The sequence below is a fragment of the Methanoregula sp. genome (assembly GCF_050010295.1).
GTDB lineage: Archaea > Halobacteriota > Methanomicrobia > Methanomicrobiales > Methanospirillaceae > Methanoregula.
The window spans coordinates 1-24157 of record NZ_JBEKLH010000012.1 but is presented as its reverse complement, the minus strand read 5'-3'; the positions used below and the strand labels follow the sequence as shown (position 1 = coordinate 24157).

Sequence of the window (24157 nt, the reverse complement as noted above, 5' to 3'; positions counted from 1 at the left end):
GATGAAAATCAGCTGTGATTGCCTGGCCCGTTACACCCCCCTTGTCATTATCGCGATAGCGGCAGCCGTTCCTTTCCTGTCCGGTGACCTCTACCTCCTCAACATCCTCACCCTCATGCTCATCTTCATCATCTTCTCCTCCGCATGGAACCTCCTTGCCTACTCCGGGCAGGGCTCGCTTGGTCATGCAGCGTTCTTCGGGATCGGGGCGTATGCCTCGACCCTGATTGCCATAAAAAGCGGCATCCCGCCGGTCATCTCGATCTTTTTTGGCGCGGCCGTAGCCGCATTCATCGGGGTCCTTATCGGGCTCACCTGTTTCCGGCTGAGGGAATGGTTCCTTGCCATGGTCACCTTCGGCTTTGCCATCATCGTCCAGACGATCACGGTCAGCCTCCTCGCCCCGATCAGCGGCGGCTGGGACGGGATGGCCTCCCCGCGGCTGGTGAGCCCCGCGATACCGGGATACCAGGTGATCGAATATTACGCTATCCTCCTCATCACGATCGGCAGTATCCTTGCTATCCATCTCATCCTGCGGTCCCGGATCGGCCTCGCCTTCTCCGCCATCCGGGAGAACGAGACCGAGGCACGGGCGGCAGGAGTAGACCCAGTACGGGTCCGGCTCCTTGCCTTTGCCATCAGCGCCTATATCGCAGGTGTCGCCGGGGCACTCGAGATCCACTCCATCGGGTACATCACTCCGGAGATATTCGGGGTCGACATCTCGTTCTGGCCGGTCACCTACGTGATCTTCGGCGGCCTCGGGACGCTTGCCGGGCCCGTGATCGGTACCTTGGTCCTCATGGCAACGTGGGAAGGGCTCAAGCTTGGCGGGTTCACCTTCGGGCGCTACATCATCGTCGGCGTCCTGCTGATCCTCGTGATCATCTTCCTGCCACGGGGGCTGGTCTCCCTCCCGGGGGAGCTCCGGCGACACTGGTCAGTCTGGAAGGAAAAACGGGGCGCTTTGCAGGAAGCAGAAAAAACGGACTGACCAGTTCACTCCGGTGGAAAAGGGAAGGCGAAGGACAGTAGGTTCTCCCGGCCTGATCCGGACCACCTTTTATCACCTCCCGCCCCCATCTCTCCGGTGAAGTGAGACTTATGAGCGGAAGCGTTGTCTTTTCAACCGTGACGATCAGCAAACCCGGGGACGTGAACGTCGTCCTCGGCCAGTCACATTTCATCAAGACGGTCGAGGACATCTACGAAGTGGTAGCTGGATCGGTCCCGGGGGCAAAGTTTGGCCTTGCCTTCTGCGAGTCCTCGGGCGACTGCCTGATCCGGATCGAGGGCAATGACGAGGAACTCAAAGACCTGGCCCGGGACAACGCCCGGGCGATCGGTGCAGGGCACTCGTTCATCCTCTTCCTGAAGGACTGCTATCCTATCAATGTCCTGAATGCGATCAAGAATATCCAGGAGGTCTGTACCATCTACTGTGCGACTGCAAATCCTGCCGAAGTCGTAATCGCCGAGTCTGCACATGGGAGGGGCATAATGGGCGTCATCGACGGGGAGAAGCCGAAAGGCGTCGAGGGGCCGGATGGGATCGCGTGGCGCACGGACCTCCTCCGTAAGTTCGGGTACAAACGGGGATAGGTCCGGGACAGGGCCCGGCCTTACCTCCCTAGTACCCGAGAGATTCCCTGATGAGGACGACGGTCACCCGTCCGGGCACCTTCTCTTGGGCAAGTATGACGCATTTCCCGATCATGCTCGGAGTACCGTAGGCATGGAGGGCCCGGCGGTTCTCGAGAGGATAGACATATTCCCTGACCCTTCGTATGGCATCGTCAACGGTCGGGACGATCTTGTTGATCCCGGATACGATGATGACGTGCCCGGCGGCAAACGGCCATGCCCCGACCCGGCTCCCGCTCGCGTCGCAGCCGAAGATCTCGCCGTTCTCCGTGATCGCGCTGGCACTCGATACAAAGTAGTCAGCAGTAACGGATTTCCTCCGGAGCTCCGCCCGTTTCGCATCATCATTTTCCGCAGTGATAACCGTATGCAGGTCTTTCCAGCCGCACTTTTTTCCCGCGATCAGGTCCTCAAACCCGATCTCGATGAGCGTGGTCGATGACCCGGTCATCACTTCAGCTCCCCGTGGGATCATCGTCTGCAATTCGGCCAGCGCCCGGTCACCGTCTTCCACCGGGGTCACGGTGAACCCGTGTCCCTGCAGGGCCTTGATCGCCCGCCCTACAGCGTCAGGCAACGGGATCCGGTTCCACTTTCCGGGGTCAACGCCGGCTTCCGGTATGAGGTTCTCAGCGCTGAATTGTGTTATCCTGCCCATATATCTCGCCGGTTGCCGGGTAGCACACGCAATCATATAAACCTGCGCCAACCGGCAGGTTCCTTTGGAAAACGAGGGGACAGCGGCCGGACATCGTGCAGCACCGGGGTCCCCTGAAATTCGCTTACTGCCCTGCCGTTTCCAGCCGGTAGGTCCCTCTGGGCACAACCAACTCAAACCGGGCCCCTTTGCCCGGCTCACCGCTCTCCCGGATGGTTATGCCGGTGATACTGAGGATCTCCCGGACAAGGTAGAGGCCAAGACCGGTATGTTTCCCTACGCCCCGCTCGAACAGGTGCTTTTTTATCTCAGGCGGGATCCCGGTGCCGTTGTCCTCAACCACGATGATCAATCCCTCGTCGGTTTCCTGGTATGAGATACGGATCGTGGCCAGCCCTTCCTGACCGTGCTTGACTGCGTTGTCGATCAGGTTGTAAAAGACCTTCTCAAGGAGGGGATCGGCATACACCTCAAGGCCTTCGCAGTCCACCTGGACCTTCACATTCCGGAGCGAGAGCGCCCCAGAGGCCATTCTGATGCTTGCGGCCACGTCCTGCCAGGCCGGCGCGTTGAGCCCCATGTTCTGGTAATCCCTCGTGAACGCGATCTGGTTCCTGATAGTCCTGGCCGCTTTCAGTTCTTTCTGCACGAACTCGGCGAGCCGCGCCTTATCGTCGATAAAGCTCCCCGACAATTCAAGGAAACCGATGAGCACGGTGAGCTGGTTGAGAATATCGTGGCGGGTGATGCTGTACAAAAGGTTGAGTTTCCGGTTGGCCTGTGACAAGGCCTCCTCAGCCCGCTTCCGCTCGGTGACATCTGACAGGAAGACGAGGACTGCCGGCCGGCCTTCCCAGGTTATCAGGCTGACATTGATCTCCATCCAGCGGACTGCCCCGTTCTTGGCAAGTATCCGGAAGATGTAGTTGTGTTCCAGCTTCTCTCCGGCAAGACGCCTGCGGTGCTGGTCCTGGAGCGTTGCACGGTCATCCGGATGGATGAACTCCAGGAAGGGTTTCGCGGCAAGTTCTTCCGGAGTATACTGGCTGATCTCTTCGGCATTCCCGTTTGTGAAACATATCCTCTCGTCCTGAATGACGAAGATGGCCTCTTTCGCGTGGTCAACCAGCGTCCGGTACCGCTCTTCGCTCTCCTCCGCTTTCCGCTGGCTGTCAACAAGGGCATCGTTATTGGCACGGAGCTCTTCCTCGAGGGTAGTCAGGTGCTCGTTCGCCGCGTTGAGCTCCTCGTTCTTCCGGACGAGGTCCAGTTCTGCCTTCTTCCGCCGGGTGATCTCATCGCAGACGACAAGGATACTGGTCTTCCCGTCCGGGCCGTTCATCGCCCGGACGTATTCTTCCACCCAGATGACGCTCCCGTCCTTTTTGACCTTCCGGAACTGCCAGTTGAAGATCTGACCGGTCGACTGCAGGCATTTTTTCAGCTGCTCAGCTACGGCTGGACGATCTTCCGGGTAAAAGATATTGAGGACCGGCATGCCTTTCAGTTCCTCAACCGTATAGCCCAGCTGGCCTGCACCGAACCCGTTGACCGAGATCACGGTTCCCTCCGAATCCAGCGTGAAGAACATGGCAGGGGTGTCACGGTACAGGGTCCGGTACCGCTCTTCGCTCTCCCGCAAAGCCCCCTCGTCCTGCATGCGCCCGGTGATATCCCGCAGGGAAAGGAGCATGGCACTTGCGCCTTTGTAGGTAAGTTTTTTGCCAATGCACTCGATCCACCGCTCGTTCTTGTTCGTGGTGATGATGCGGTAGTTCACGAGATAACTGTCAGTCCCTGCAGCAACCTGCATGAAATCGCGGATGGCGTTCAGCCGCATTTCCGGGGCGACGAAATCAAGGACGTTGATCCTCGCGGCAGGATCAAAGCCGCCGGGTAACTCGATGATCTCGAGGGCCCTCCGGTTCGTAAATAGGAGCATCCCCAGGAAATCGACGATGATGATCCCCTCGCTGGATTGTTCCACCATGGCGCGGAACGTCTCCTCACTCTCCCGCAGAGCCTGCTCTTTCGAACTGAGTTCGTCATAGTTCTGCCGGAGTTCTTCCTCGCTAGCTGTGAGCTCTTCGTATGCGGCATGGAGGTCCTCGCTCCGCCGGACCAGCGCCTCTTCGGTCTCCTTGAGATCGGTAATATCCCGCCCTACCGACTGGTACTCGGTGACCTGGCCGTCTTCCCCGAACAGTGCCCGGTTGGACCACTGCTGCCAGCGGATCTGCCCGTCGGGCATGGCGATACGGTACGTCAACGTGGCCACCGGGTGTTCCCGGGTCAGCGATGCAAGATGGTTCCTGACAAGCGTCCTGTCGTCGTCATGAATTTCCAAGGCAAATTTCCTGCCTACGATCTCCTCGCGCTGCCTGCCGAAATACCGGCAGTAGGCGTCGTTGACGAAGACATGCGTGCCGTCCGGGAGGATCCGCGAGATGAACTCGGTCTGGTCCTCGACAACGCTCCGGTACCGGGCTTCACTCTCTTTTAAGGCCGCTTCTGCCCGTTTGCGGTCGGTGATGTCCTTGAAGATTCCACGGGTATACTGGGGCTTCCCGTCTGTCATCTTGCAGTTCGCAATCCCTTCGACATAGACTTTTCTCCCGTCGCGGGCCTGGAATACTGCGTCCACAATCCCGACATTCTCTCCGGAGATCACCCGGGTGAACATCTCCCGGCAGTGATCCAAGCTGTCCTTGTGGATGATATCAAAGATCTGGAGCCCGGGGAGGTCCTGTACCGTGTACCCGAGGATGTCCAGCCATTTTTTATTCACATAGAGGAAGCGCCCGTCCGGCGCAACGCTCTGGATCAGGTCATTGGCATTCTGGAGATCATGGAACCGCTGCTCCTGCTCGGCTAGGGCAGTCTGTGCCTCCCGCATCAGGACAGACTTCCGGATCACGTGCATGAGTTCGGCGAACATGACTTTCGTGTCGCCGCCCTTCTGGAGGTAAAAGTCTGCCCCGCAATTCAGGGCCTCGATCACGACCTCCTCGCGGCTCCGCCCGGTCAGCATGATGAACGGGATGAGACTTCCTCCGGTCCTGACGATTTTTAAGAATTCGGTGCCGTTCATCTCTGGCATCTGGTAATCGGAGATGACGGCATCGTAGGTTTTCCTGCCCAGGGAGACGAGCGCCTCGCGGGCTGAGGTGACCGTGTCGACGCTGAACTCGCCACCCTGCTCAAGGAAGATCTTGCCGATCTCGAGAAGGTCGGGTTCATCGTCTACATACAGGACCAGCATTGGATATACCACGTACCAACAACTTTCAACCCGTCCTTTAAATAATTATATATTTGATATACTCACGCCCATGGAGACCCTGGGAGATATCCCCGGTTTTTGGGAACGCAAGGGGGCTCTTTAATCCATGGTTACTTCATCTCATACAACAAATAATATTCCGGTGATTTGTTCTCAACCCTCAGAGACACTTCGTATTTTCACTATCACCAGGACACCGTATGAAAGAAGTCACTATGAAAGCAATTTCCTTTGAAACTCCTGAAGTTTTTGTGCCAACTCCCACACATCTTGACATCCTCCGGGCCGTCGCAGACAAACAGAGCTGCCACATCAACCAGGTTGTCCAGAAGCTGTATCCCGGCCACAGCGAGAGCAGTGTCCGGTCCGGCGTCAGGGTCCTCCTCTCCAAGCGATATCTTGACGGGGGAAAGTCCAGCAGCGAGATCGTGCTCAGGCTCACGTCCCGGGGGCGCCTCCTGATCCTGCCGTCACCAGCCGGCTGATATCTTTTTTCATGCGTTCCGGGTCTTTGAGCTCCGGCGATTTCCCGGAAGGCCGGTAACGGTCCGAACAGGAGTGCCATGTTCTCACGGTTGTGTTGGCATGGCTCGTGGCATCTTTTCAGTTATCCCGACTCACGGATCCAGACAGGAAATTTCGCGGCAGCCGCCAAAATTTATCGAACCGATACACACATCGGTAATTAAAACCCCCTATCTGACGTATTTTGCAATATAACGAAATCATTTTACACGCAGAAAATGATCGTCTCACCATGAAACCTGTCCTCGTACTCGGAATCCTCTGTATCACCATTGCCCTGATCTTCTGCTCCGGATGTACCAGCTCATCACCTGCGCCTGCGGCGCCTGCGACGCCTGTCCCGACATCTCTGCCGCTGACCTCAACTGTCGCAACGCCAGTACCCACGGCCACACCTTATCCCGGCGCCCTGGCCCTGAACCAGCCGGCAACGTTCGGGATGGGACCCCGGACCGGCATGGCAACCGTTTACAAGGTAGAAGTCCGGTCGAATTACAACTATACGACCTCCTCCTGGGGCAGTGCTCACGAACAGTCGCAGGCCGGCGCACCATTTGGCATCCAGAACGGGTACAGCACCCAGGAGCCTGCTGCAGGCAACACTTTCCTTTTCGTCTACGTCCGGCTCACCGATACCGGGACAATGGATCTTACTGCCCCGTCCCCCAAGCAGTTCATCGTGAACTATGACGGGAAGGATTATCCCTACAGTCCCGTCGCCGGCTCTGATGTCACGGTCAATAGTATCTACGTCCCCCAGTATGATTACGCGATCGGGACTGGCGGCGTGGCCGGGTCTCTCCTGCCGGGCGACAGTAACGCAGTGGCCGGATACCTCATCTACGAAGTGCCGGCAACCATCGATCTCACAAAGGCGGTGCTCGTGATCGCGCTCGACCAGGACAACCAGGCTGCGTGGGCCCTGGCGTGAGTGGCAGGCTATAATCCCCATACTCTGTTTCTTTTTTCGCACGTGGTAGAGTGTTCCCGCTTTCGGGCGAGGAAAAACTGGTGGGAGGAACCAGTCAACACCCATACCCGATTGGGGGAAGATCTGCGGGTGGACCACCTCCCATTGGTCTTCTAACGCGATCCGACCACCCTTGTTCACCATTTGATAACAAAAGGGGGGTAGGTATCCCTCTTGTGCATGGAGAAGGGAGGGGGGGCCCATCCTCGAAAAAAAGGAAGGGGGGGTACCCCCTTGTCTGGCACTGACCGTAAAAACAGGCCTTCCGACGGAATTTCCAAACGAACAGAAGGTCATGTGGATGCGGACGAAAGGGGGTGGATACCCCTCTTGTGCCATGAGGGGCAGGGGAGGGGGTACCCCTCCGGGCATGGAATGGGTGGGTACCCCCCCTGCCCGATCATTTCCGTTCTGTGGGTCACCGTCGGACACCCAAAGGAAACGGTGGCTGGATGGATGGAACTGATGGGGGGTGGGTACCCCTTGGGCTGCGGGAGGGGTAGCTACCCATCTTAAGGCTGATGTGGGGGGACCCCCCCATCCCCTCATGCCCGGGAACCCCTATTGAAAGCGAAATAAATTGTCATCAGGGTGAATTAAAACCGGACTGAATTTACTATGTGTCACTGGAGACTCGTCAGTCGACCTTGAGGCGGACAATTGAGAGAATAGAGAAATGATTATTGAAATCACATCAGATCACTGAAAAATCTCTACAAGAATTACGCCCAGGTCGGAATTCGAATCCGAGTCGATTGCGTGACAGGCAATCATGATAGGCCGCTACACTACCTGGGCATTTGTACAGTAATCCCGCCTCCCAGATTCGAACCGGGGACATCGCGGTAGCCGCGCAGTTGCCTGAATCGGCAAACCATACTACAGCCGCGCACTCTACCAGGCTGAGTTAAGGCGGGGCACTGCGCTACTAATGTTAGGCAAGTTTGCTATTAAACGTATCGTAATGCCCGTGGATTCCATACCGTAAAAACCGCCGATCTGTGAGTGGTGCAGGATTCAGCATGAAGATGCGCAAAGCATCTTCAGCAATCGGGCAGAACGCGTTTCTACGCGTTCAACCCGCTTATTTATATAATCCGCACGCTTATGTTGTTTGTATGACTGCTCGCAAGGATGTTGCGGGGGATCGTCTTCTTCACCGATAGCTCGGCGCATGAAGATGTGACTGTTTTTGATACTACGCTCCGGGACGGAGAACAGACCCCGGGGATTGCATTCACCTTTGAACAGAAACTTGAGATCGCACGCCAGCTCTCCGATATCGGCGTCCATGCAATCGAGGCAGGGTTCCCTGCGTCCTCGAAGGCCGAGAAAGAGACGGTGACCGCCATCAAGAAGCTAGGTCTTGAGTCAGTGATCTGCGGGCTTGCCCGCTCCACGAAAGCCGACGTGGACGCCTGTCTCGACTGCGATGTCGACCTGGTGCACGTCTTCATCCCGACCTCGGATATCCAGCGGGAGAACACGATCAACAAGAGCCGGAAGGAAGTGCTCGGGATCACGGCCGAGATCATCGGCTATGTCCGGAAGCACTCCGATCTCTGCATGTTCTCCGCCATGGACGCGACGCGGACGGACTGGGACTACCTGATCGAGGTCTTCCAGACCGCTGCCGATGCCGGGGCCACGATCATCAACGTGCCGGACACGGTAGGGGTCATCTCCCCTTCCGCGATGAAGACACTCATCACCCGGATCAACAGGGAGGTCAGGTGCCCTATCGATGTCCACTGCCACAACGACTTCGGCCTCGCGGTCGCCAACACGATCGCGGCCGTCGAAGCCGGCGCCTCGCAGGTGCAGGTGACCGTGAACGGGCTCGGGGAGCGGGCCGGCAACGCAGACCTCGCCCAGACCGTGATGATCATGGAGTCGATGTACCGGATCAGGACCGGGATCAGGAAGGAACGCCTCGTCGAGACCTCGCGGCTCGTCTCCCGCTTCTCCGGCATCGGCATCCCGCCGATCCAGCCGGTTGTCGGCGAGAATGTCTTCTCCCACGAGAGCGGCATCCACTCGCACGGGGTCATCAAGAATTCGGCCACGTTCGAGCCGGGCATTATGACCCCGGAGATGGTGGGCCACCGCCGCAGGCTCACGCTCGGCAAGCACGTAGGGCGGCATGCGGTGTACCAGATGCTCGCCGACGTCCACATTGACCCTACCGGCCCGCAGCTGGACGCAATTGTCGAGAAGGTCAAGGCCGTAGCGAACAAGGGCAAGCGGGTGACCGATGCAGACCTGTACGAGATCGCCGAGAGCATTATGGGCATCGAGCTGAACAACAAGACGCTCGACTTACAGGACATCGCAATCATGACCGGCAACCACGCCATCCCCACCGCAAGCGTCCGGGCGATGGTGAACGGCAGAGAGCATGTCTTCTCCGCGGTAGGGAACGGCCCGGTCGATGCGGCACTCAACGCGATCCTCGGGATCACGCCCTCGAAACTCCAGCTCAAGGAGTTCAACATCGAGGCGATCTCCGGCGGGTCCGACGCGATCTGTCACGTCACTATCGCGGTCGAGGACGAGCACGGCAAGATCTTCGATGCCAGCGGGAGCGGGGACGATATCGTCCTCTCCTCGGTCGAGGCGCTGGTCAACGCGATCAACCTGATCAACCGGGTGTAGAGACTCGGAAAATCTCACTCTGTTTTTAATTTCGTGTTCCGGATGGTTACGAGAGTATGGAACGCCGCATCGAAACCATAGAGCGAAGCCCGCACCTCAAGTTTCCCGATGATCTCATCGGTAGAGGCAAGGTAGCGCTTCGTGAAGCCCCCGTTACGGTCCGCTGAGTCGAGGAGGTTGTCGATCCGGTCGCAGAGTTTGACGAGCGTCGCCTCCGGGGGTGCGTCGAGGATCCGGTCGAGGCTGTCGGAGAGCCGGGCCGCCTTGCCCTTGATCGTGTTCTTCTTTGTCAGGGCCTCGACGATCGCGGAAATATCGGCCCGCTCATCTCCAGAAAGCGGGAAGCCGGCGATAAGCTCGTCAGTCTGCGTAATCCACTCCGGGATGCAGTCCTCGTACACATCATGGAGCCACGCGGAGATCACCGCCACGTGGGAGCCGTGGAACATCCCGACGAGCCCTGCAACACGGGCAGGGTGCGTAATATACGGGGTCTTCCGGTCCTTGCGGAACTGTCCCCGGTGCGCCCGCGAGGCATGGTCGGCAGCCATCTTGATGACCAGGAGGCGCATCGCCGGGTCTTCGTCCATGAACCCCGGGCAGGCAGGCATGATCAATGATCTGGTGTGGGAAACGTAATGGTTTTTGGTTTTTAGCTCTGAAAGAGAGATTTTCTGTGAAAATTATCTTATTCAGAAGGGAGTAAGAGAGTTGCTGCTACTATTCCTCCAGAAAGGATGAACGCCGCCGCCCCCGGTGGGGCGCAGTCGAAGAATCCTGATGAATTCTTCTCCAATCTATCCTTGCTGAAGCAATGATTGCTTCCCCGCGGCGGATCAATTACCCTTTTCCAAAAAGAAAAAAGAAAACCGGTAATTTGCCCCGCCGTGCCTCGAAGTTCTAGCGAACTTCTCGACCTCTTTCGTCGGTCCTCGGAGAGGCCCTGAGGCGGGGAGGCCTCACAGGTATTGTCACATCTCACAATTTTCGACATCATATCCTGTTAGCAATAACGATGAAAGGACGACATATCGTCAATTTATAAAAAATAGTTCCGATAGGAACGAATCAAAAAAAGATTTACGCCGCACTCGGGGCGCCCTTGCTCTCGATTGCAGCCTTGATCTGTGCCTGCAGCTGCTCGAACTTGCCCTGGAGCATCTTCTCCTGCTTCTCGAGGGACTTGATCCGCAGCTCGAGGGTCTCGACCTTCTCGGTGAGCTTGGCGTTGATGACCTCCTTCTTCTTCTGCATCATCACGGTGCCGACACTCATGTACATGACTGCGTCCTCGGCAGCGTCGCTGATCTCCTCCTGCGCACGCTTTGCCTCGTGGACGGCCATCTCGTACTGGGCCTTCTGCTGGAGGATGGTCTGGAGCTGCTGCTGGATCTGCTGGAGCATGCCGAGCTGGTTCTGGACTTTGGGGGACAGGTTGTTCATAGTGAAAACTCCTGTACATCTATCACTCCGGGGGATAAAAAGGGTTATTCCTTTACACCGGGTAAAATGGGGGCTCAATTGCCCCGGACATCCCGCCGGGACAGGACTGCCTTCACCTGCTGACTTCCTGCATTTCGTCAGCGACGCTGACGAGCCTGAGGTACATGTTGAGCGCAGCCCGGAGGGACGCGATGTCCTGCGCTTTGATCCGGATAACCAGCTCATCCCCGCTTTCGAGTGAACAGCTGACCAGCGAGCGGGGGTTGACCTCATCGGCAAGTTCCGGTTCGAGCGAGCGGAAGATCCGTCCGGCATGTTCCGTCGTAAACCGGAAGATCGCTTCATGATCAGCCATGGGGTTCCCTCTCCCCGGAGTATTGGTAAAAAAGGTGATATACGTATGGTTCCCGAGGTTCCATGCCCGGGAGGTGCACGTTACCGTGCTTTCAGTTCCTTGATCGCCGCGCCGCGTTCCTTGAACAGGATGCGGTGCCCGCAGTAGGGGCACCGTACGTTGACATCGATCTCGACTTTCTGCTTGCACCGTGCACACTTGTAGGTACTTGCCATGGTCGTATCCGGTTATTTCCTGATCTCTTCAACGGTGCGGTCGATCGCCCGCTGGGCGATCTTCATGGTCGGGGTCTGGGGCTGGTACGCGCCGCCGGCGAACTTGTACCCGCACTTGCGGCATTCCCAGATACCGGTGCCTTTGCGCGCCACCGATTCCATATCGCACTTCGGGCAGCGGTGGAGTGATCGCGAGATCTTTTCGATATCACATACTCTCTTGCGCACGAACCGTCCGTACCTGCAGCCAAACCGCCCTGCACTTCCGGTCACTTTTCCTTTTGCCTTATGAGTTGAACTTGCCATGCTGGATGTCCACCGATCTGTCTTCTTTTATTTGTCCTCTGAATTAATATACTTGATTGAGGATTTTGACCTGTCCTTCGCCTTTGGAGAGTTTGTTGATCAGATCGTAGAATTCTCCCTGGATGCCGGCCGGGATCCGGACCACGCAGACCCACGAGCCGTCCTTCTGCCACTCGTCTTTCTCCATGGTGGAAGCTGCCGCAATGTCCCCGTACGCCTTGGCGGCAAAATCGGGAGGGATCTTGATCGCAAGCCGGAGTTCCTCGAACCGGATCGGGAGGAGCGGGCGGAGGGCCTTGACCGTCTCCTTGACCTGTTCGTCGAGATGCTTGAAGGGATCGATATTGATCCGCGCCTCTTCCATGGCCATCTCTATCCGGGCCGGGGGGTGGGGGTGGCCGGTCTGGGGGTTGATCGCGTTCCGGGCAATGAACGTGATGACCTGCCTGCGTTTCTCCTCGATCATCTGCTTGCGCTGCTCCGCAGTCAGGTGGATCTCGCCCTTCTCGATGATCTTCCGGGCGACCGTGTCGAAGTCCGTGGTATGGAAGACCTTGGTGAGCGACTCGTCCGAGGCACGGGTCCCGCGCGAAGCGTTGCCAAAGACATTCAGCGCTGCCACCACGTCCTCGATCTCGACCTTCTGGCCCTGCCTGACCAGGGCCGCCATATGTGGGTCGACGAGGATCTCGAACCGTTCCCCGAAACTCTCGAGCCGGGCTATCACGGCATAGTCGAGCGGGATCATGCGGGATCACTGCTTGAACTGCCCTACGTAGGTGGCGACTTCTTCCCTGCTCATCTTCCGGAAGACCGGTTTCTCGCGCCCGATGACACCGATCTCGACCGTGTCGACATCGAACTTGCCTTCGGTTGCGGAGTGAAGGGCTTTCAGGCCGAGAAGGATGACGTCCTTGGTCTCGGACTCGGGATTGTATTCTTCTTCGAAGACCTTCATGGCTGCCGGGCGACCGATGCCGATACCGGTCGCCTTGTACTCAAGAAGGGTGCCCGAGGGGTCCGTCTCAAAGAGCCGGCACTCACCGTCGCTGACACCCGCGATGAGGAGGGCGGTGCCGTACGGGCGGATGCCCCCGTACTGGGTGAGGGTCTGCATGTGGTCGCAGAGTTTTTTGGAGAGCGCCTCGACCTCGATCGGCTCGTCGTACGAGACCCGGTTGATCTGGCACTCCACCCGCGCCCGGTCCACGAGCGCACGGGCGTCACCGACGAGACCCGACGAGGCTACGCCGATATGTTCGTCAATCTTGAAGATCTTCTCAATGGACGAGGGCTCGAGGAGCTTGGAGCTCACGCGCTTGTCCACGATCAGGACGACGCCGTCCTTTGCCTTGATGCCTACAGCGGTGGTCCCTCGTTTCACGGCCTCACGGGCATACTCCACCTGGTAGAGCCTGCCATCCGGCGAAAAAACCGTGATGGCCCTGTCATATCCCATCTGATATTGTGGTTGCATTATGATTCCTCCAGATCTTCTCTTGTCAAGAACAATCGGTTTGTATTTTTAAATCCCTTTTCAATCACATCAACCTTCTGTACGGAGCAATCCGCGATATCGAACTCGTTCCCGCCGAACCTGCACGCTCCGGGCACGGTATCTCCTGCAGGAGGGAGGGGGATGCTCCGTATCCGCTCGCGAAGGCTCTCAAGGGTACCGGAAGCCGCGATGATCCGGAGGGCGAGCTTCACGTCACGACATGACGTAACCGTGGAAAGGGCTACTGCCAGTTCCCGCTCGGTCCCGCGCAGGCAGCGGACCATGACGTACGGGCCTTCGGCTGCCACTACTGCCTGCTGGATGAGCGAGGCCGCTGCGTCCCCCCAGAGCGAAGTGATCGCATCGGAGATGGCAAAATAGAGCTCCTTCTGTTCGACCGGTGTCCCCGCGGGGTCGACACGGACAAGGAGGTACCGCCGCTTGTCGCGCAGAGTCGGGGGCCGTACTGCCATCAGACCACCTTCACGGCAGAATCCGGGGCGCTAGTGACGGCAGCGGCACCTGCAAGTGCCTGCTCAACCTCAGAGGGTTCCATACCGAGAAGCGAGCAGAGCCCGGAGACCTCCCGCACGGCACGCATCCCGAGCACGGAGCGGGCATGGGTGGAAACCGTCAGCGGAAACCCGAACCGGTGCTGCAGCACGAGGAGGTCGCGGTAGCGGACCAGGGCCCGCTGCCGTACGATTCCGCGCCCTGCGATGAGCGGGGAGAGGTCGAGGTCGACTGCCACCCGGTTGTCGGCGGCCATCTTCGCGGCCACGTGGTCGAACGCGGTCCTGTCTGCCGCATGGATGCCGCGAAGGATGTGGACCCCTTGGAGACCGATCACGGCGCGGTTGAAACCGTTGTCCCCGCACTGCACCGAGACGACACTGCCGGAATCTTTTGCCCGCTTCACCCGGGAGATGACGTCCCGGACCGGGGCATCCCGTATCACCATGCCGGAACGCACAGACACGCCGTACAGCTCGGCGGCAGGGGTATCGATAGCAACGAGGCTGTCGAAACCAAGATCAGCCGCTTCGAGCGCCATCCGCCGCACCGAAGAGTCCCCGCAGGGAAACGGCCAGACAGCTGCATCGGTGATCTTCATACAGGAGACTTCGCAAAAAAAGGATAAGATTATTTGCCCTGGTTCGCGTGGGAGCGGATGCTCGGGCGGGTCTTCTCGGTCCCCCTGCCGCGGTAGAGCATACCGCGTCCCTTGAGACCGGCCGAGGTCTTGCCGCGCTCGGCACGCCCGCGGTGGGTCGGGTTTGCGAGCCAGGCGAGGTTCTTGTCGCTCCGGATCGACGGGTGATGGCCATCGACGAGGATGACTTCATAGTATTTCAGTTTCCCGTCCTGCCCGACCCAGTAGGAGTTGAGCACTTCCATGTTCGGGAACTTCTTTGACGCGCGCTCTTCTGCGATCCGCTGGATGCTCTTGCCGGCCGTGAGCCGGTTCTTGCCCATCCGGGCCGAGCGGCGTGCCCGGACGTACCGCGACGCCCGGCGGCCGCCGCGGCGGACCTGGACCCGTGCGACGGCGATGCCCTGCTTGGCCTTGTAGCCAAGCGAGCGTGCACGGTCGATGCGGGTGGGGCGCTCGACCCTTACGACGCTCCCTTCGCGGCGCCATACCTGCATACGGTTCCAAAGCAGTTCTGCGACCTCTGACTTTTCAGGTCTCTTCCATGCCTCCCTGACGAAGGCGTACATCGATTTTACCATGGTGATCACCTAAGGTTCGGCCCAAAGAGGGCTACATTCCTTTCAACGGGACGCATCCCGTGTGCCTGTATACATACGATGGGAGGGGTATTAAATGATGAGGGCAGTAAAAATTATCGAAGGTCATTCCAGACCGAATAATAAGTCATTATACAATCTGAAAAGCGGTATGGTCTTAAATCTCAGAAGTCGCGAGGCTTCCCCGCCTCAGGGCCTCTCCGAGGCACGGCGGGGCTAGGCGGTTTTTGCGTATTGCTTTTGGTCATTGATCCGCCGCGGGGGCGCCCCGCCGGGGGCGGCGGCGTTCATCACAATAGGGGGTATGAGGGTATCAACCCCCATCGTTGATTGAGAAAGAATTGTATTGACATTTTTACGTAAAATTGGAGATCCTCACTTCCCCTTCCTCTTCTCCACCACCCGCACATCGGTAATCCGCGTCACCGGGTATTGTCCATGGGAATCCTTCTCGGCCGACTTGACCATATCCCATATCGTCAGAAGAGCGATCGACACGCCGGTCAGGGCCTCCATCTCGACCCCGGTCCTGCCGGTCATCTTGACGACCACGGTCGCCTCAATATATCCGTCCCCCTCGGAAAAATCGACCGTGATCGAACTTATCGGGATGGGGTGGCACATCGGGATAATTGTCGCGGTATTCTTCACCGCCAGCGTAGCGGCAACCCGTGCCGTTGCGAGCACATTCCCCTTGACCACCGTCCCTTCGCGGATGGCGGCGAGCGTCTCCGGCCTGAGGTGGATCCTGCCCGAGGCGGTTGCCTCACGGGCAACCTCGCCCTTGCCGCTGATGTCCACCATCCGTGCCCTGTCATCCTGGATATGGGTAAACTCCGCCATTCACGTACCATTCCGGTTTTTTCCATACAGCGCTGCGGGGATCTTTTCTACGATGTCCGAGGCGATGAGCCCGCCGCCGCGTTCAGCGGCGACCGCCTCACCTGCCCGCCCATTGACATAAGCCGCGATGCACGCGGCCTCGAACGCCGGGAGCGTGCAGAGGAGCGCCCCGCAGATACCGGCGAGCACGTCGCCCGTCCCCCCGACCGTCATCCCGGGGTCGCCGGTGCGGTTGAACCGCACCCGCTCCCCGTCCGTGATGATGTCGATATGCCCCTTGAGGAGGATGGTCCCGCAGATGCCCAAGCCTCTCGCAGCGCGGGCGCGACCGGGGGTGTCGTCCGGGAGCCGGGTCCCAGTGATCCGCTGGAACTCGCCGGCATGCGGAGTGTAGATAGTTTCTCCCTGTGCCACCGGAAGCGGGAGCCGGAGGGCGTCGGCATCGAAGACCGCCTTCTTGCAGCTGGGCGCCAGAGCCTGCACCACCGCGTGGCTTTCCGTGCCGAGGCCATTTCCGAGTACGACGACATCGGCCCGGCGTGCAAGGGCGGCCAGCTGCTCGATATGCTCGTTGCCTACCTTATTTCCCTCGAGCCGCTCGTAGATGAGGTCCGGCACCGGTTCAAAGACCGGTGATGCGATCCGGACGATATCGGCACCGGCCCGGAGTGCGCCGAGCCCGGCAAGGTAGGGCGCTCCCTGGTACGGGCCGCCGCCGATGACCAGCACTTCCCCGCCTGCCCCCTTGTGCGCTTTCGGCCCGCGCCTCGGTACGAGAGTGAGGTCCCCGGGCCCGGTGCAGCACTCTGCCTCGACCGGGATGCCGATATCGAAGACTTCCGACCCTTCGACTTTTGCCCGGTGGAAGGCGCAGATCAGGTCGGCACGCATCCCCTGCGTCGGGACATCTGCAGCAACAACCCGGGCGGCCGAGGCGTTTGCCATGGCGATGCAGGTCGCAAGCGGCTCCTGCACCTTGCCCGAACTTCCGGTCCCAAGGAGCGCGTCGACGATCACATCAGCCCGGTCAAACAGGGGCTGCAGGCCAAGGAGATCATCCCGGCATCCGAATGGATGGAGCGGGACGCGGCAATGTGAAAGTGCTGCCAGCTGATGGGCGCAGGCACTGCTCTGCTGTCCGAGATCGAGGTAACAGACGTCCGTACCCGCAGCATGCTGGAGATGGCGGGCCGCCACCATCCCGTCACCGCCGTTGTTCCCTCTTCCGCAGAGGACGAGCACCCGTTCGGGGCCGTAGGCAAGTACCGATTCCGCGAGAGCCCGGCCGGCGCTCTCCATCATCTGGAGGGAGATCACACCGAGCGCTATGGCATTCGCATCGACAGCACGCATCCGGGCCAGGGTGATGACACCGGTCTCCAGAAACCCATCCACTTGTTCAGGCCGCATACCCAGTACAATTCATGTGTATGAACTCCTCAATAATATACAATGGGTTTTTGCGATGATGTCAAGGCAGCCGCAGAACAGATCGCGGCCGCACCGGAAATAACCATCATCTCCCACATCGATGCGGACGGCATTGCCTGCGAGGCGATCCTGTCGCAGGCCGTCTCGCGGCAGGAGATCCGCGTCCGCTCCGTTTTTGTCCGGCAGCTGGAGCCCCTCACCATGCCGCAGGTCCCGTCCGACTCCTCGCTCAAGGTCTTCTCTGACCTCGGGGCAGGGCAGCAGAACCTGCTGGAGGAAAGGGGGCTCTCCGAGAGGGAGGTCGTGATCGTAGACCACCACGTCAGCCAGCCCTGCGGACGGCAGTACACGCAGGTCAACTGCCTGCCGTACGGTTACTCCCGCATGAGTGCCGCCGGCGTGAGCTACCTCATCGCAAAGGAGCTGGACCCGGCCAATATCGACCTTGCCAAGCTCGCGGTCATAGGTAACGTCGGCGACATGATGGCCCGGGAGAAGTGCGGGCTCGTGGGCCCGGCCCGGGAGATCATCGTCGAGGATGGTGTGCGGCACCGGTCGGTCGAGGTGCGGAAGAAGGACCTCAACTGCTATGGCACGGCGACCCGCCCTGTCCACCTCTCCCTCGCGTACAACGACGACCCGTTCATCACAGGGATCAGCAATAACCCTGAGGGCGCCCGCCAGTTCCTGAGAAGGCTCGGCATCCGTCAGCAGACAAGCGACGGGCGCTGGCTCGTCTGGGAAGAGATCCCGGTCGAGGACAAGCGGACGATCATCTCGGCGCTTGCCGAGCAGCTGATGGCAAACGGCGAGAAGGTCGACCGCCTCCTCGCCGAGACCTATGGCTTCCCGGACGAACTCCCCCGCACTCCGCTGCGGAACGCCCAGGAATACGCGACCATGCTCAATGCCTGCGGTCGGTGGTCGAGACCGCAGGTCGGGAGCGCCATCCTCCGGGGGGACCGGGGGACTGCCTACCGGGACGCGGAGCATATGCTCACCAACCACCGCGCTATCATCCGGGACCTGCTCCAGTTCATCATCGATACCGGGGTGAAGGAACTCGAGAACCTCCAGTGGCTCCATGTCGGCGGGCGGTACCCGGATACCATCGTCGGGATCGGGGCCGGGATGGCCCTCTCGAAACTGAACAGCAGGAAGCCCATCCTGATCATGTGCGAGGTCCCGGAGGACAGGAACCTCACCAAGGTCTCGATGCGGACAACGGAACGGGTCGTGGAGAGGGGCATCGACCTGCAGCTGGCGCTCAGCGCTGCCTCTGCCGAATACGGCGGGGGCGGGGGGGGCCATAAGATCGCAGCCGGGGCATACATCCCGAAGCCCGCGGAAAAGGAGTTTGTGGAACGTGTCAACCGGATACTCGGAGAACAGTTCGCTGCGGCGTGTCCAGGCGATCGCTGACTTCCAGTTCGGCGGTCTCGCTGGGACGGGGCTCTTCCCGGAAGGGTGCACCTTCATCTTCTCGACGACCGGGCGGGTGCGGCAGGTGCTGTATGAAGGGACGCGTCTCGCGACCATCAGGGCATCCGACGGGAGGCTGACCCTCGGGATCGAAGGGGCAAAACGCCTCCGGTCCCTGCTGCCCGCTCCCGGCTACCGGGTCGTCATCCGCGACGACGTGGCGGAGTTCGTTGCAAAAGGGAAGAACGCATTTGCAAAACATGTGGTTGCAGCGGACCCCACCATCCGCGCGGGTGACGACGTGCTCGTCGTTGCGGGCGGGGACCGGCTTTTGGCCTGCGGTGCGGCCGTCGTTTCCGGTGCGGAGATGCTTGCATTTAATTACGGAGTAGCGGTAAGAGTACGGCAGGGGAGTGAGAAAGATGCTTCCGGGAAATATCAACCCGCGCCAGATGAAGGCGATGATGAAGAAGCTCGGCATGAATGTCGAGCAGATTGAAGACGTGCAGAGTATCATAATCAAAACGCCGAAGGGGAATTACATTTTTGACTCTGCAGAAGTGTCCGCGATGACCATGCAGGGCCAGACCACCTACCAGATCACCGGCCAGCCCCGGTTCGAAGAGGCCGCACCCCAGATCCCGAGAGAGGACGTCGCCATGGTCGCGGCGCAGGCAAACGTATCCGAAGAGAAAGCGAAAGAAGCGCTTGTCGCAACGAAAGGCGATATCGCCGAAGCCATCATGCGCCTGTCACCGTCATGATCGGGACCGGCGACCGTGTGCTTCTCGTGGGAGAGGGCAGGGAATTTTTTGTGAAGGCCGGGCCGGGCACCCTCTCGACCGACAAAGGCCAGCTCGACCTTGCCTCGCTCATCGGGGCTTCGGCAGGGGACGTCCTGACCACCCATAACGGGTCGAAGTTTGCCGTGCGCATCCCCCGGCCGACCGATTTTTTCACGTATGGCAAGCGCTCGGGCGCACCGATGCTGCCCAAGGACATCGGGCTTGTCATCGCGTATACCGGCATGAATCATAACGACGACGTTCTCGATGCCGGCACCGGCAGCGGGATCGCGGCCATCTATTTCGGTGGCGTGGCCAAGAGCGTGAAGACCTACGAGGTCCGCCCGGAGTTCTCGGCACTGGCACAGAAAAATATCACCGATGCCAAACTCGGAAATGTCGAGGCGATTGCCGCCGACTTCCTCGCGGCGGAAGGGCTCTATGATGTGGTCCACCTCGACATGCAGATCCAGCCGGAGCACGTGACCCATGCCTATTCCCTGCTTCGGTCCGGGGGATACCTTGCCTGCTATACCCCGTTTCTCGAGCAGATGGCAATCGTCGTCGACGCTGCGTCCGGGCTCTTTTGCGAAGTCCACCCCCACGAGCTGATCGAGCGGGAGATGACACGATCGAAGCGGGGGACGCGCCCGTCGACGAGCGTCTGCCACTCGGGGTACGTGACGATCGCGAGGAAGTAAGTGACAGGCAATGTCGTTGAAAGGGAAACCGTAATCAGGTCACGTTCCTTGCGAAAATCGTATTATTCGGATATCACGGGAAGATGTCCCCCTTTTACGATTGCGATGAACGCCGCCGCACTCGAAGAACCCGTTAGGGTTCTTCTCATGCCCCCTTCCTGATGAAAGGGGCACTCTACGGGCTCTGATTCCCTGTTTTTCCGGACACAGAGACAGTAATTCCGGAAAATGAGACATTAACTCATGCAATTCCGGTCATTTTTACGTCTGAAAACATGAGACGCTATTTGGGTGTATTTGGAAGGCGAAAAGCGAGGGGGGACAGGTTTTAGCCTGTCTCTGCATATTTTCTAAATCCGGATGGCTTCCTGACGGGCAATTCTGAGTACCTCCCATCCGGGCCCGTATCGGGCTCCGTTTACCCATTTCCGGAGGCTGACCGTGTCATAATTCGGAGAACTCTGATGAGTTCTTCTCCTCCTTGAGGTTCTGATGAAGCTCGTTGGACCTCGAAGTCTGAAAACTTCTCAGATTCCTTTGGTCGCCGCAACCCGGAACCAGTGGAGTTAAGATACTGGTCCGGTGAAAGTACTATGAAGGACTATGAGAAGCGACGAGATAAAGAAGGGGAACCAGCGGGCCCCCAACCGTGCGCTGCTGCGGTCGCTGGGGGTCACCGACCGCGAGATGGACCTGCCGTTCATCGGGATCGCGAACGCCTGGAGCGACATCGTCCCCGGCCACGTTCACCTCCGCACGCTGGCGCAGAAAGTGAGGGAAGGCATAGCCGCCGCCGGGGGCGTCCCGTTCGAATTCGGCGTCATCGGGATCTGCGACGGGATAGCGATGGGGCACGAGGGGATGCGGAACGCGCTCCCGTCCCGGGAAAATATTGCCGACTCCATCGAACTGATGGCGCAGGCCCACTGTTTCGACGGCCTGGCCTGCGTCGGCACCTGCGACAAGATCGTCCCCGGGATGCTCATGGCGGCTGCACGGCTCAACATCCCAACGATCGTCGTGACCGGCGGGCCGATGCTCTCCGGCCATCTCGGCGGCAAAGATCTCTCGCTCATCGATATCTTTGAAGGTGTGGGAAAACAGGCGGCGGGGAAGATGACCGAGTCGGAGCTCTGCGAGCTGGAATGTGCGGCAATGCCCGGCTGCGGGTCCTGCCAAGGGCTCTACACGGCGAACACGATGGCGTGCATGACCGAAGCGCTGGGGATGTCCCTTCCCGGCTGCGCAGCGACCCCGGCAGTGGATGCGGCAAAGCTCCGGCTTGCACGCGAGAGCGGGGAGCGGATCGTGCCGCTGGTCAGGGCCCAGACCCTGCCGCGCCGGATCCTTACGGCCCAGAGTTTTTCCAATGCCATCAAAGTCGATATGGCGCTCGGCGGCTCGACGAACACGGTCCTTCACCTCATGGCGGTTGCGCAGGAAGCGGGAGTCCCGATCACGCTTGATACGTTCCGTGACATCGCCCGCACCACCCCGCATATCTGCAACATGCAGCCCGGCGGCCCGTACTCCATGGAAGCCCTGTACTATGCCGGGGGCGTCCCGGCGGTCATGAACCGTCTGGCAGCATCACTCGATGACGTCATGACTGTTTCAGGAAAGACCGTCAAGGCCATCGCCCGTGAACACCCGGTGAGAGATGAGCGGGTGATCGCTCCATTGAATACACCGGTGCACGCTGCCGGGGGCCTGAAGATCCTGAGGGGCTCGCTTGCCCCGGACGGGGCGGTGATCAAGTGCGGGGCGGTCGCCGAGAAGATGTGGAAGCACGAGGGGCCCGCCCGCGTCTTCAACAGCGAGAAGGATGCGATGGATGCGATCCTGAAGCGGCGCATAAAAGAGGGCGACGTCGTCGTCATCCGGTACGAAGGCCCGAAGGGAGCCCCCGGCATGCCGGAGATGCTCTCCCCCACCTCGGCGCTGATGGGGCAGGGCTATACCCGCGTGGCGCTCGTGACCGACGGGAGGTTCTCAGGGGGCACGCGGGGCCCGTGTGTCGGGCACGTGGCACCGGAGGCGGCGGCAGGTGGCCCCCTCGGGCTCGTGAAGGAAGGGGACCGGATCCTGATCGACCTCTACGAAGACCGTATCGATCTGGTTGTCACACCGGAAGAGATGGAACAGCGAAAGAGAACGCATGCCGTACCGGCGAAGAACCTGACGGGCGTCCTTGCCCGCTACGCGGCGCTTGTCGGGCAGGCGGACACGGGTGCAGTGCTGCGGAACGGGTAACGGAACAGCCGGGGAATGAACGAGCTGCTCTGGGGGATACTCGTGCTCATTCCAATGCCGGGAATCCTGTTCCTGATCATGTACATCATCATCCGCGGGACCGGCAGGCAGAAAACTCCTGCTCGGGGAGTACTGCGATGGAAATCCTGAAAGAAGGGTACGTGAAGAGGGATATAACAGGCGAGCAGTTCCAGAAAATAAGCGGAGACCTGAAAAAATAGTGATTTTCGTATCCATTTTTGATGGGGACGCCCCCCAGCCCCCACAAGTCGAACTACCGCCACAGGCAGGCAGTTCTTTTTTGTCGGGAAGGCCGTAATCTATTAAAAAATTATTCTTCATCTTCATTATTATCTACAATTTTTTCCAGTGCTAATTCAGAGAATATTTGCGTTGCTAAATTTGTTATATCATTATTAGTAACTTTCAAAATTTCAGACAAATTTGACAAAGACGTTGATTTAGCAAATTCTTCATTGAATTTTGAACTAAGGAAAAAGGGAAATTTTTTCTCTCTTTCATATTCATCAACAACCATTTCTTTAAAAATTCCATGTTCATATAAAAATTTTATATCAAATTTATCATTTTTGAATGATTCAATAAACAATTCAAGTGCTATAATATCGTGAGGGCTGAGTAAATCTTTAAATTCATCTTTATGAGTGCTAAGATATTTAGCGAGATTTTTACATGAATTTACGAATTTTTCATAACTTTTAAAAAATTGAATAACAATTTCGGCAGCACTTTTTTCAGGATCAAGAGGTTCTATGAAAAAACCTGCCATATTTGCTCCACTCATTAAATAAAAAGCATAAATGAATTCATTAGTTGCTTTTTTCATATTTTTTAACGGTGTTTTTAGGGCAATTGCTAAGTCTTCCTTTAATGCATCTTGTTTTAATTTAGTTTCAAGCCCGGCTAGAATTTTAAATAGGATATTAATTCCTGTTGTTGGTTCTAAAGTCATTCTACCCCATTTAATACTGATGATTTGACTAATTCAATGCTTATATGTTCATCATACGATAAAACCATTGCATGAGAGCAAGGTATATAAATTATTAAAGTGAAGGAAAAAAACCTTATTCCTCATAGTATAAACGACTAGGAAAGGAGGATCGTCTTTACTTTGATAATATAAATGAAAGTTTACTTTCATTTATTCACTATTAAGTGAAAAGTAAATTTTTTCCAGATTTTTTAAAAGTTTATCAATAAAATAATTTTTACCATTATTCACAGTTGATTGTGCATTCCCATCAAGTTCTCCGAATTATGACACGGTCAGCCTCCGGAAATGGGTAAACGGAGCCCGCTACGGGCCCGGATGGGAGGTACTCAGAATTGCCCGTCAGGAAGCCATCCGGAGCTAGAAAATATGCAGAGACAGGCTAAAACCTGTCCCCCCT

At 58.2% G+C, this 24157-nt stretch carries 26 protein-coding genes and 2 tRNA genes; 11 read left to right on the top strand and 17 right to left on the bottom strand.

The features are described 5' to 3' along the window. Position 1 precedes the first annotated feature (1 nt). Together ABSB80_RS12370 and ABSB80_RS12365 are read left to right on the top strand one after the other, a co-directional pair. Positions 2-997 (top strand): branched-chain amino acid ABC transporter permease, encoded by a 996-nt coding sequence (locus tag ABSB80_RS12370; protein ID WP_428370936.1) that lies wholly within the window; start codon positions 2-4, stop codon positions 995-997. Positions 998-1107: 110 nt separating this feature from the next. Further along, positions 1108-1605, top strand: coding sequence for an adenosine-specific kinase (locus ABSB80_RS12365; protein WP_428370935.1), 498 nt, complete (start codon positions 1108-1110; stop codon positions 1603-1605). A gap of 28 nt (positions 1606-1633) precedes the next feature. Here ABSB80_RS12365 and ABSB80_RS12360 read toward each other — a convergent pair whose 3' ends face one another. Further along, a complete protein-coding gene (locus tag ABSB80_RS12360; protein ID WP_428370934.1) occupies positions 1634-2341 on the bottom strand; it encodes a lactate utilization protein in 708 nt (235 codons plus the stop codon). Positions 2342-2429: 88 nt separating this feature from the next. Then, complete coding sequence (locus tag ABSB80_RS12355) at positions 2430-5579, bottom strand: PAS domain S-box protein (RefSeq protein ID WP_428370933.1); 3150 nt, start codon at positions 5577-5579, stop codon at positions 2430-2432. A gap of 209 nt (positions 5580-5788) precedes the next feature. Here ABSB80_RS12355 and ABSB80_RS12350 point away from each other — a divergent pair, with 209 nt between their 5' ends. After that, entirely contained in the window at positions 5789-6073 is a 285-nt protein-coding gene (locus tag ABSB80_RS12350) for a hypothetical protein (RefSeq protein ID WP_428370932.1), read from the top strand. A 272-nt stretch (positions 6074-6345) separates the two neighbouring features. Further along, positions 6346-7044, top strand: coding sequence for a DUF4352 domain-containing protein (locus tag ABSB80_RS12345; protein WP_428370931.1), 699 nt, complete (start codon positions 6346-6348; stop codon positions 7042-7044). 764 nt (positions 7045-7808) lie between these two features. On the opposite strand, the gene ABSB80_RS12340 is transcribed toward ABSB80_RS12345, so the two are convergent. After that, positions 7809-7881: transfer RNA gene (locus ABSB80_RS12340), tRNA-Asp, on the bottom strand. Between the two features lie 13 nt (positions 7882-7894). Then, positions 7895-8000 (bottom strand) — tRNA-Tyr (locus tag ABSB80_RS12335). Between the two features lie 217 nt (positions 8001-8217). Here ABSB80_RS12335 and ABSB80_RS12330 point away from each other — a divergent pair. Continuing rightward, positions 8218-9738: a 2-isopropylmalate synthase gene (locus ABSB80_RS12330; protein ID WP_428370930.1), complete on the top strand. Its 1521-nt coding sequence runs from the start codon at positions 8218-8220 to the stop codon at positions 9736-9738. A 14-nt stretch (positions 9739-9752) separates the two neighbouring features. On the opposite strand, the gene ABSB80_RS12325 is transcribed toward ABSB80_RS12330, so the two are convergent. From ABSB80_RS12325 to ABSB80_RS12270, 12 genes are all read right to left on the bottom strand, one after another. Beyond that, positions 9753-10349, bottom strand: coding sequence for an HD domain-containing protein (locus ABSB80_RS12325; protein WP_428370929.1), 597 nt, complete (start codon positions 10347-10349; stop codon positions 9753-9755). A gap of 469 nt (positions 10350-10818) precedes the next feature. Then, positions 10819-11181 (bottom strand): prefoldin subunit beta, encoded by a 363-nt coding sequence (locus tag ABSB80_RS12320; protein WP_428370928.1) that lies wholly within the window; start codon positions 11179-11181, stop codon positions 10819-10821. Positions 11182-11293: 112 nt separating this feature from the next. Next, positions 11294-11536: a KEOPS complex subunit Pcc1 gene (locus tag ABSB80_RS12315; protein WP_428370927.1), complete on the bottom strand. Its 243-nt coding sequence runs from the start codon at positions 11534-11536 to the stop codon at positions 11294-11296. An 80-nt stretch (positions 11537-11616) separates the two neighbouring features. Beyond that, positions 11617-11751: a DNA-directed RNA polymerase subunit P gene (locus ABSB80_RS12310; protein ID WP_012107386.1), complete on the bottom strand. Its 135-nt coding sequence runs from the start codon at positions 11749-11751 to the stop codon at positions 11617-11619. A gap of 12 nt (positions 11752-11763) precedes the next feature. Then, the gene (locus tag ABSB80_RS12305; protein WP_428370926.1) at positions 11764-12057 is read right to left on the bottom strand and encodes a 50S ribosomal protein L37ae; all 294 of its coding nucleotides are present in this window, start codon (positions 12055-12057) and stop codon (positions 11764-11766) included. Between the two features lie 43 nt (positions 12058-12100). Then, a complete protein-coding gene (locus ABSB80_RS12300; RefSeq protein ID WP_428370925.1) occupies positions 12101-12805 on the bottom strand; it encodes a ribosome assembly factor SBDS in 705 nt (234 codons plus the stop codon). Between the two features lie 6 nt (positions 12806-12811). Continuing rightward, complete coding sequence (psmA, locus tag ABSB80_RS12295) at positions 12812-13534, bottom strand: archaeal proteasome endopeptidase complex subunit alpha (RefSeq protein ID WP_428370924.1); 723 nt, start codon at positions 13532-13534, stop codon at positions 12812-12814. Then, on the bottom strand, positions 13534-14028 hold the full coding sequence (locus ABSB80_RS12290; RefSeq protein ID WP_428370923.1) for an Rpp14/Pop5 family protein: 495 nt from the start codon (positions 14026-14028) through the stop codon (positions 13534-13536). Before ABSB80_RS12290 ends, psmA begins: the two co-directional genes overlap by 1 nt. After that, a complete protein-coding gene (locus tag ABSB80_RS12285; RefSeq protein WP_428370922.1) occupies positions 14028-14669 on the bottom strand; it encodes an RNase P subunit p30 family protein in 642 nt (213 codons plus the stop codon). The genes ABSB80_RS12290 and ABSB80_RS12285 overlap by 1 nt, the downstream gene beginning before the upstream one ends. A 29-nt stretch (positions 14670-14698) precedes the next feature. Beyond that, positions 14699-15289, bottom strand: a complete 591-nt coding sequence (locus ABSB80_RS12280; RefSeq protein ID WP_428370921.1) for a 50S ribosomal protein L15e — start codon at positions 15287-15289, stop codon at positions 14699-14701. Between the two features lie 393 nt (positions 15290-15682). Beyond that, complete coding sequence (gene moaC, locus ABSB80_RS12275; protein ID WP_428370920.1) at positions 15683-16150, bottom strand: cyclic pyranopterin monophosphate synthase MoaC; 468 nt, start codon at positions 16148-16150, stop codon at positions 15683-15685. Continuing rightward, the gene (locus ABSB80_RS12270; protein ID WP_428370919.1) at positions 16151-17560 is read right to left on the bottom strand and encodes an NAD(P)H-hydrate dehydratase; all 1410 of its coding nucleotides are present in this window, start codon (positions 17558-17560) and stop codon (positions 16151-16153) included. Positions 17561-17602: 42 nt separating this feature from the next. Here ABSB80_RS12270 and recJ point away from each other — a divergent pair, with 42 nt between their 5' ends. The 6 genes from recJ (at position 17603) to ABSB80_RS12240 (ending at position 22892) form a co-directional block, all read left to right on the top strand. Then, positions 17603-19003: a RecJ family nuclease gene (recJ, locus tag ABSB80_RS12265; RefSeq protein WP_428370918.1), complete on the top strand. Its 1401-nt coding sequence runs from the start codon at positions 17603-17605 to the stop codon at positions 19001-19003. Further along, on the top strand, positions 18948-19502 hold the full coding sequence (locus ABSB80_RS12260; protein WP_428370917.1) for a PUA domain-containing protein: 555 nt from the start codon (positions 18948-18950) through the stop codon (positions 19500-19502). The genes recJ and ABSB80_RS12260 overlap by 56 nt, the downstream gene beginning before the upstream one ends. After that, positions 19426-19767 (top strand): nascent polypeptide-associated complex protein, encoded by a 342-nt coding sequence (locus tag ABSB80_RS12255; protein ID WP_428370916.1) that lies wholly within the window; start codon positions 19426-19428, stop codon positions 19765-19767. The genes ABSB80_RS12260 and ABSB80_RS12255 overlap by 77 nt, the downstream gene beginning before the upstream one ends. Then, positions 19764-20489 (top strand): rRNA adenine N-6-methyltransferase family protein, encoded by a 726-nt coding sequence (locus ABSB80_RS12250; RefSeq protein WP_428370915.1) that lies wholly within the window; start codon positions 19764-19766, stop codon positions 20487-20489. The genes ABSB80_RS12255 and ABSB80_RS12250 overlap by 4 nt, the downstream gene beginning before the upstream one ends. Positions 20490-21092: 603 nt before the next feature. Continuing rightward, a complete protein-coding gene (gene ilvD, locus ABSB80_RS12245; RefSeq protein WP_428370914.1) occupies positions 21093-22742 on the top strand; it encodes a dihydroxy-acid dehydratase in 1650 nt (549 codons plus the stop codon). Between the two features lie 15 nt (positions 22743-22757). After that, positions 22758-22892, top strand: a complete 135-nt coding sequence (locus ABSB80_RS12240) for a hypothetical protein (protein WP_428370913.1) — start codon at positions 22758-22760, stop codon at positions 22890-22892. Between the two features lie 181 nt (positions 22893-23073). On the opposite strand, the gene ABSB80_RS12235 is transcribed toward ABSB80_RS12240, so the two are convergent. Beyond that, positions 23074-23715 (bottom strand): hypothetical protein, encoded by a 642-nt coding sequence (locus ABSB80_RS12235; RefSeq protein WP_428370912.1) that lies wholly within the window; start codon positions 23713-23715, stop codon positions 23074-23076. Positions 23716-24157 lie beyond the last annotated feature (442 nt).

Bases quoted from the DNA above. Each gene is read 5' to 3' on its own strand.
- ABSB80_RS12370 (WP_428370936.1), top strand. From the start codon at position 2: ATGAAAATCAGCTGTGATTGCCTGGCCCGTTACACCCCCCTTGTCATT.
- ABSB80_RS12365 (WP_428370935.1), top strand. From the start codon at position 1,108: ATGAGCGGAAGCGTTGTCTTTTCAACCGTGACGATCAGCAAACCCGGG.
- ABSB80_RS12360 (WP_428370934.1), bottom strand. From the start codon at position 2,341: ATGATTGCGTGTGCTACCCGGCAACCGGCGAGATATATGGGCAGGATA.
- ABSB80_RS12350 (WP_428370932.1), top strand. From the start codon at position 5,789: ATGAAAGAAGTCACTATGAAAGCAATTTCCTTTGAAACTCCTGAAGTT.
- ABSB80_RS12345 (WP_428370931.1), top strand. From the start codon at position 6,346: ATGAAACCTGTCCTCGTACTCGGAATCCTCTGTATCACCATTGCCCTG.
- ABSB80_RS12330 (WP_428370930.1), top strand. From the start codon at position 8,218: ATGTTGCGGGGGATCGTCTTCTTCACCGATAGCTCGGCGCATGAAGAT.
- ABSB80_RS12325 (WP_428370929.1), bottom strand. From the start codon at position 10,349: ATGCCTGCCTGCCCGGGGTTCATGGACGAAGACCCGGCGATGCGCCTC.
- ABSB80_RS12320 (WP_428370928.1), bottom strand. From the start codon at position 11,181: ATGAACAACCTGTCCCCCAAAGTCCAGAACCAGCTCGGCATGCTCCAG.
- ABSB80_RS12315 (WP_428370927.1), bottom strand. From the start codon at position 11,536: ATGGCTGATCATGAAGCGATCTTCCGGTTTACGACGGAACATGCCGGA.
- ABSB80_RS12310 (WP_012107386.1), bottom strand. From the start codon at position 11,751: ATGGCAAGTACCTACAAGTGTGCACGGTGCAAGCAGAAAGTCGAGATC.
- ABSB80_RS12305 (WP_428370926.1), bottom strand. From the start codon at position 12,057: ATGGCAAGTTCAACTCATAAGGCAAAAGGAAAAGTGACCGGAAGTGCA.
- ABSB80_RS12300 (WP_428370925.1), bottom strand. From the start codon at position 12,805: ATGATCCCGCTCGACTATGCCGTGATAGCCCGGCTCGAGAGTTTCGGG.
- psmA (WP_428370924.1), bottom strand. From the start codon at position 13,534: ATGCAACCACAATATCAGATGGGATATGACAGGGCCATCACGGTTTTT.
- ABSB80_RS12290 (WP_428370923.1), bottom strand. From the start codon at position 14,028: ATGGCAGTACGGCCCCCGACTCTGCGCGACAAGCGGCGGTACCTCCTT.
- ABSB80_RS12285 (WP_428370922.1), bottom strand. From the start codon at position 14,669: ATGAAGATCACCGATGCAGCTGTCTGGCCGTTTCCCTGCGGGGACTCT.
- ABSB80_RS12280 (WP_428370921.1), bottom strand. From the start codon at position 15,289: ATGGTAAAATCGATGTACGCCTTCGTCAGGGAGGCATGGAAGAGACCT.
- moaC (WP_428370920.1), bottom strand. From the start codon at position 16,150: ATGGCGGAGTTTACCCATATCCAGGATGACAGGGCACGGATGGTGGAC.
- ABSB80_RS12270 (WP_428370919.1), bottom strand. From the start codon at position 17,560: ATGCGGCCTGAACAAGTGGATGGGTTTCTGGAGACCGGTGTCATCACC.
- recJ (WP_428370918.1), top strand. From the start codon at position 17,603: ATGGGTTTTTGCGATGATGTCAAGGCAGCCGCAGAACAGATCGCGGCC.
- ABSB80_RS12255 (WP_428370916.1), top strand. From the start codon at position 19,426: ATGCTTCCGGGAAATATCAACCCGCGCCAGATGAAGGCGATGATGAAG.
- ABSB80_RS12250 (WP_428370915.1), top strand. From the start codon at position 19,764: ATGATCGGGACCGGCGACCGTGTGCTTCTCGTGGGAGAGGGCAGGGAA.
- ilvD (WP_428370914.1), top strand. From the start codon at position 21,093: ATGAGAAGCGACGAGATAAAGAAGGGGAACCAGCGGGCCCCCAACCGT.
- ABSB80_RS12240 (WP_428370913.1), top strand. From the start codon at position 22,758: ATGAACGAGCTGCTCTGGGGGATACTCGTGCTCATTCCAATGCCGGGA.
- ABSB80_RS12235 (WP_428370912.1), bottom strand. From the start codon at position 23,715: ATGACTTTAGAACCAACAACAGGAATTAATATCCTATTTAAAATTCTA.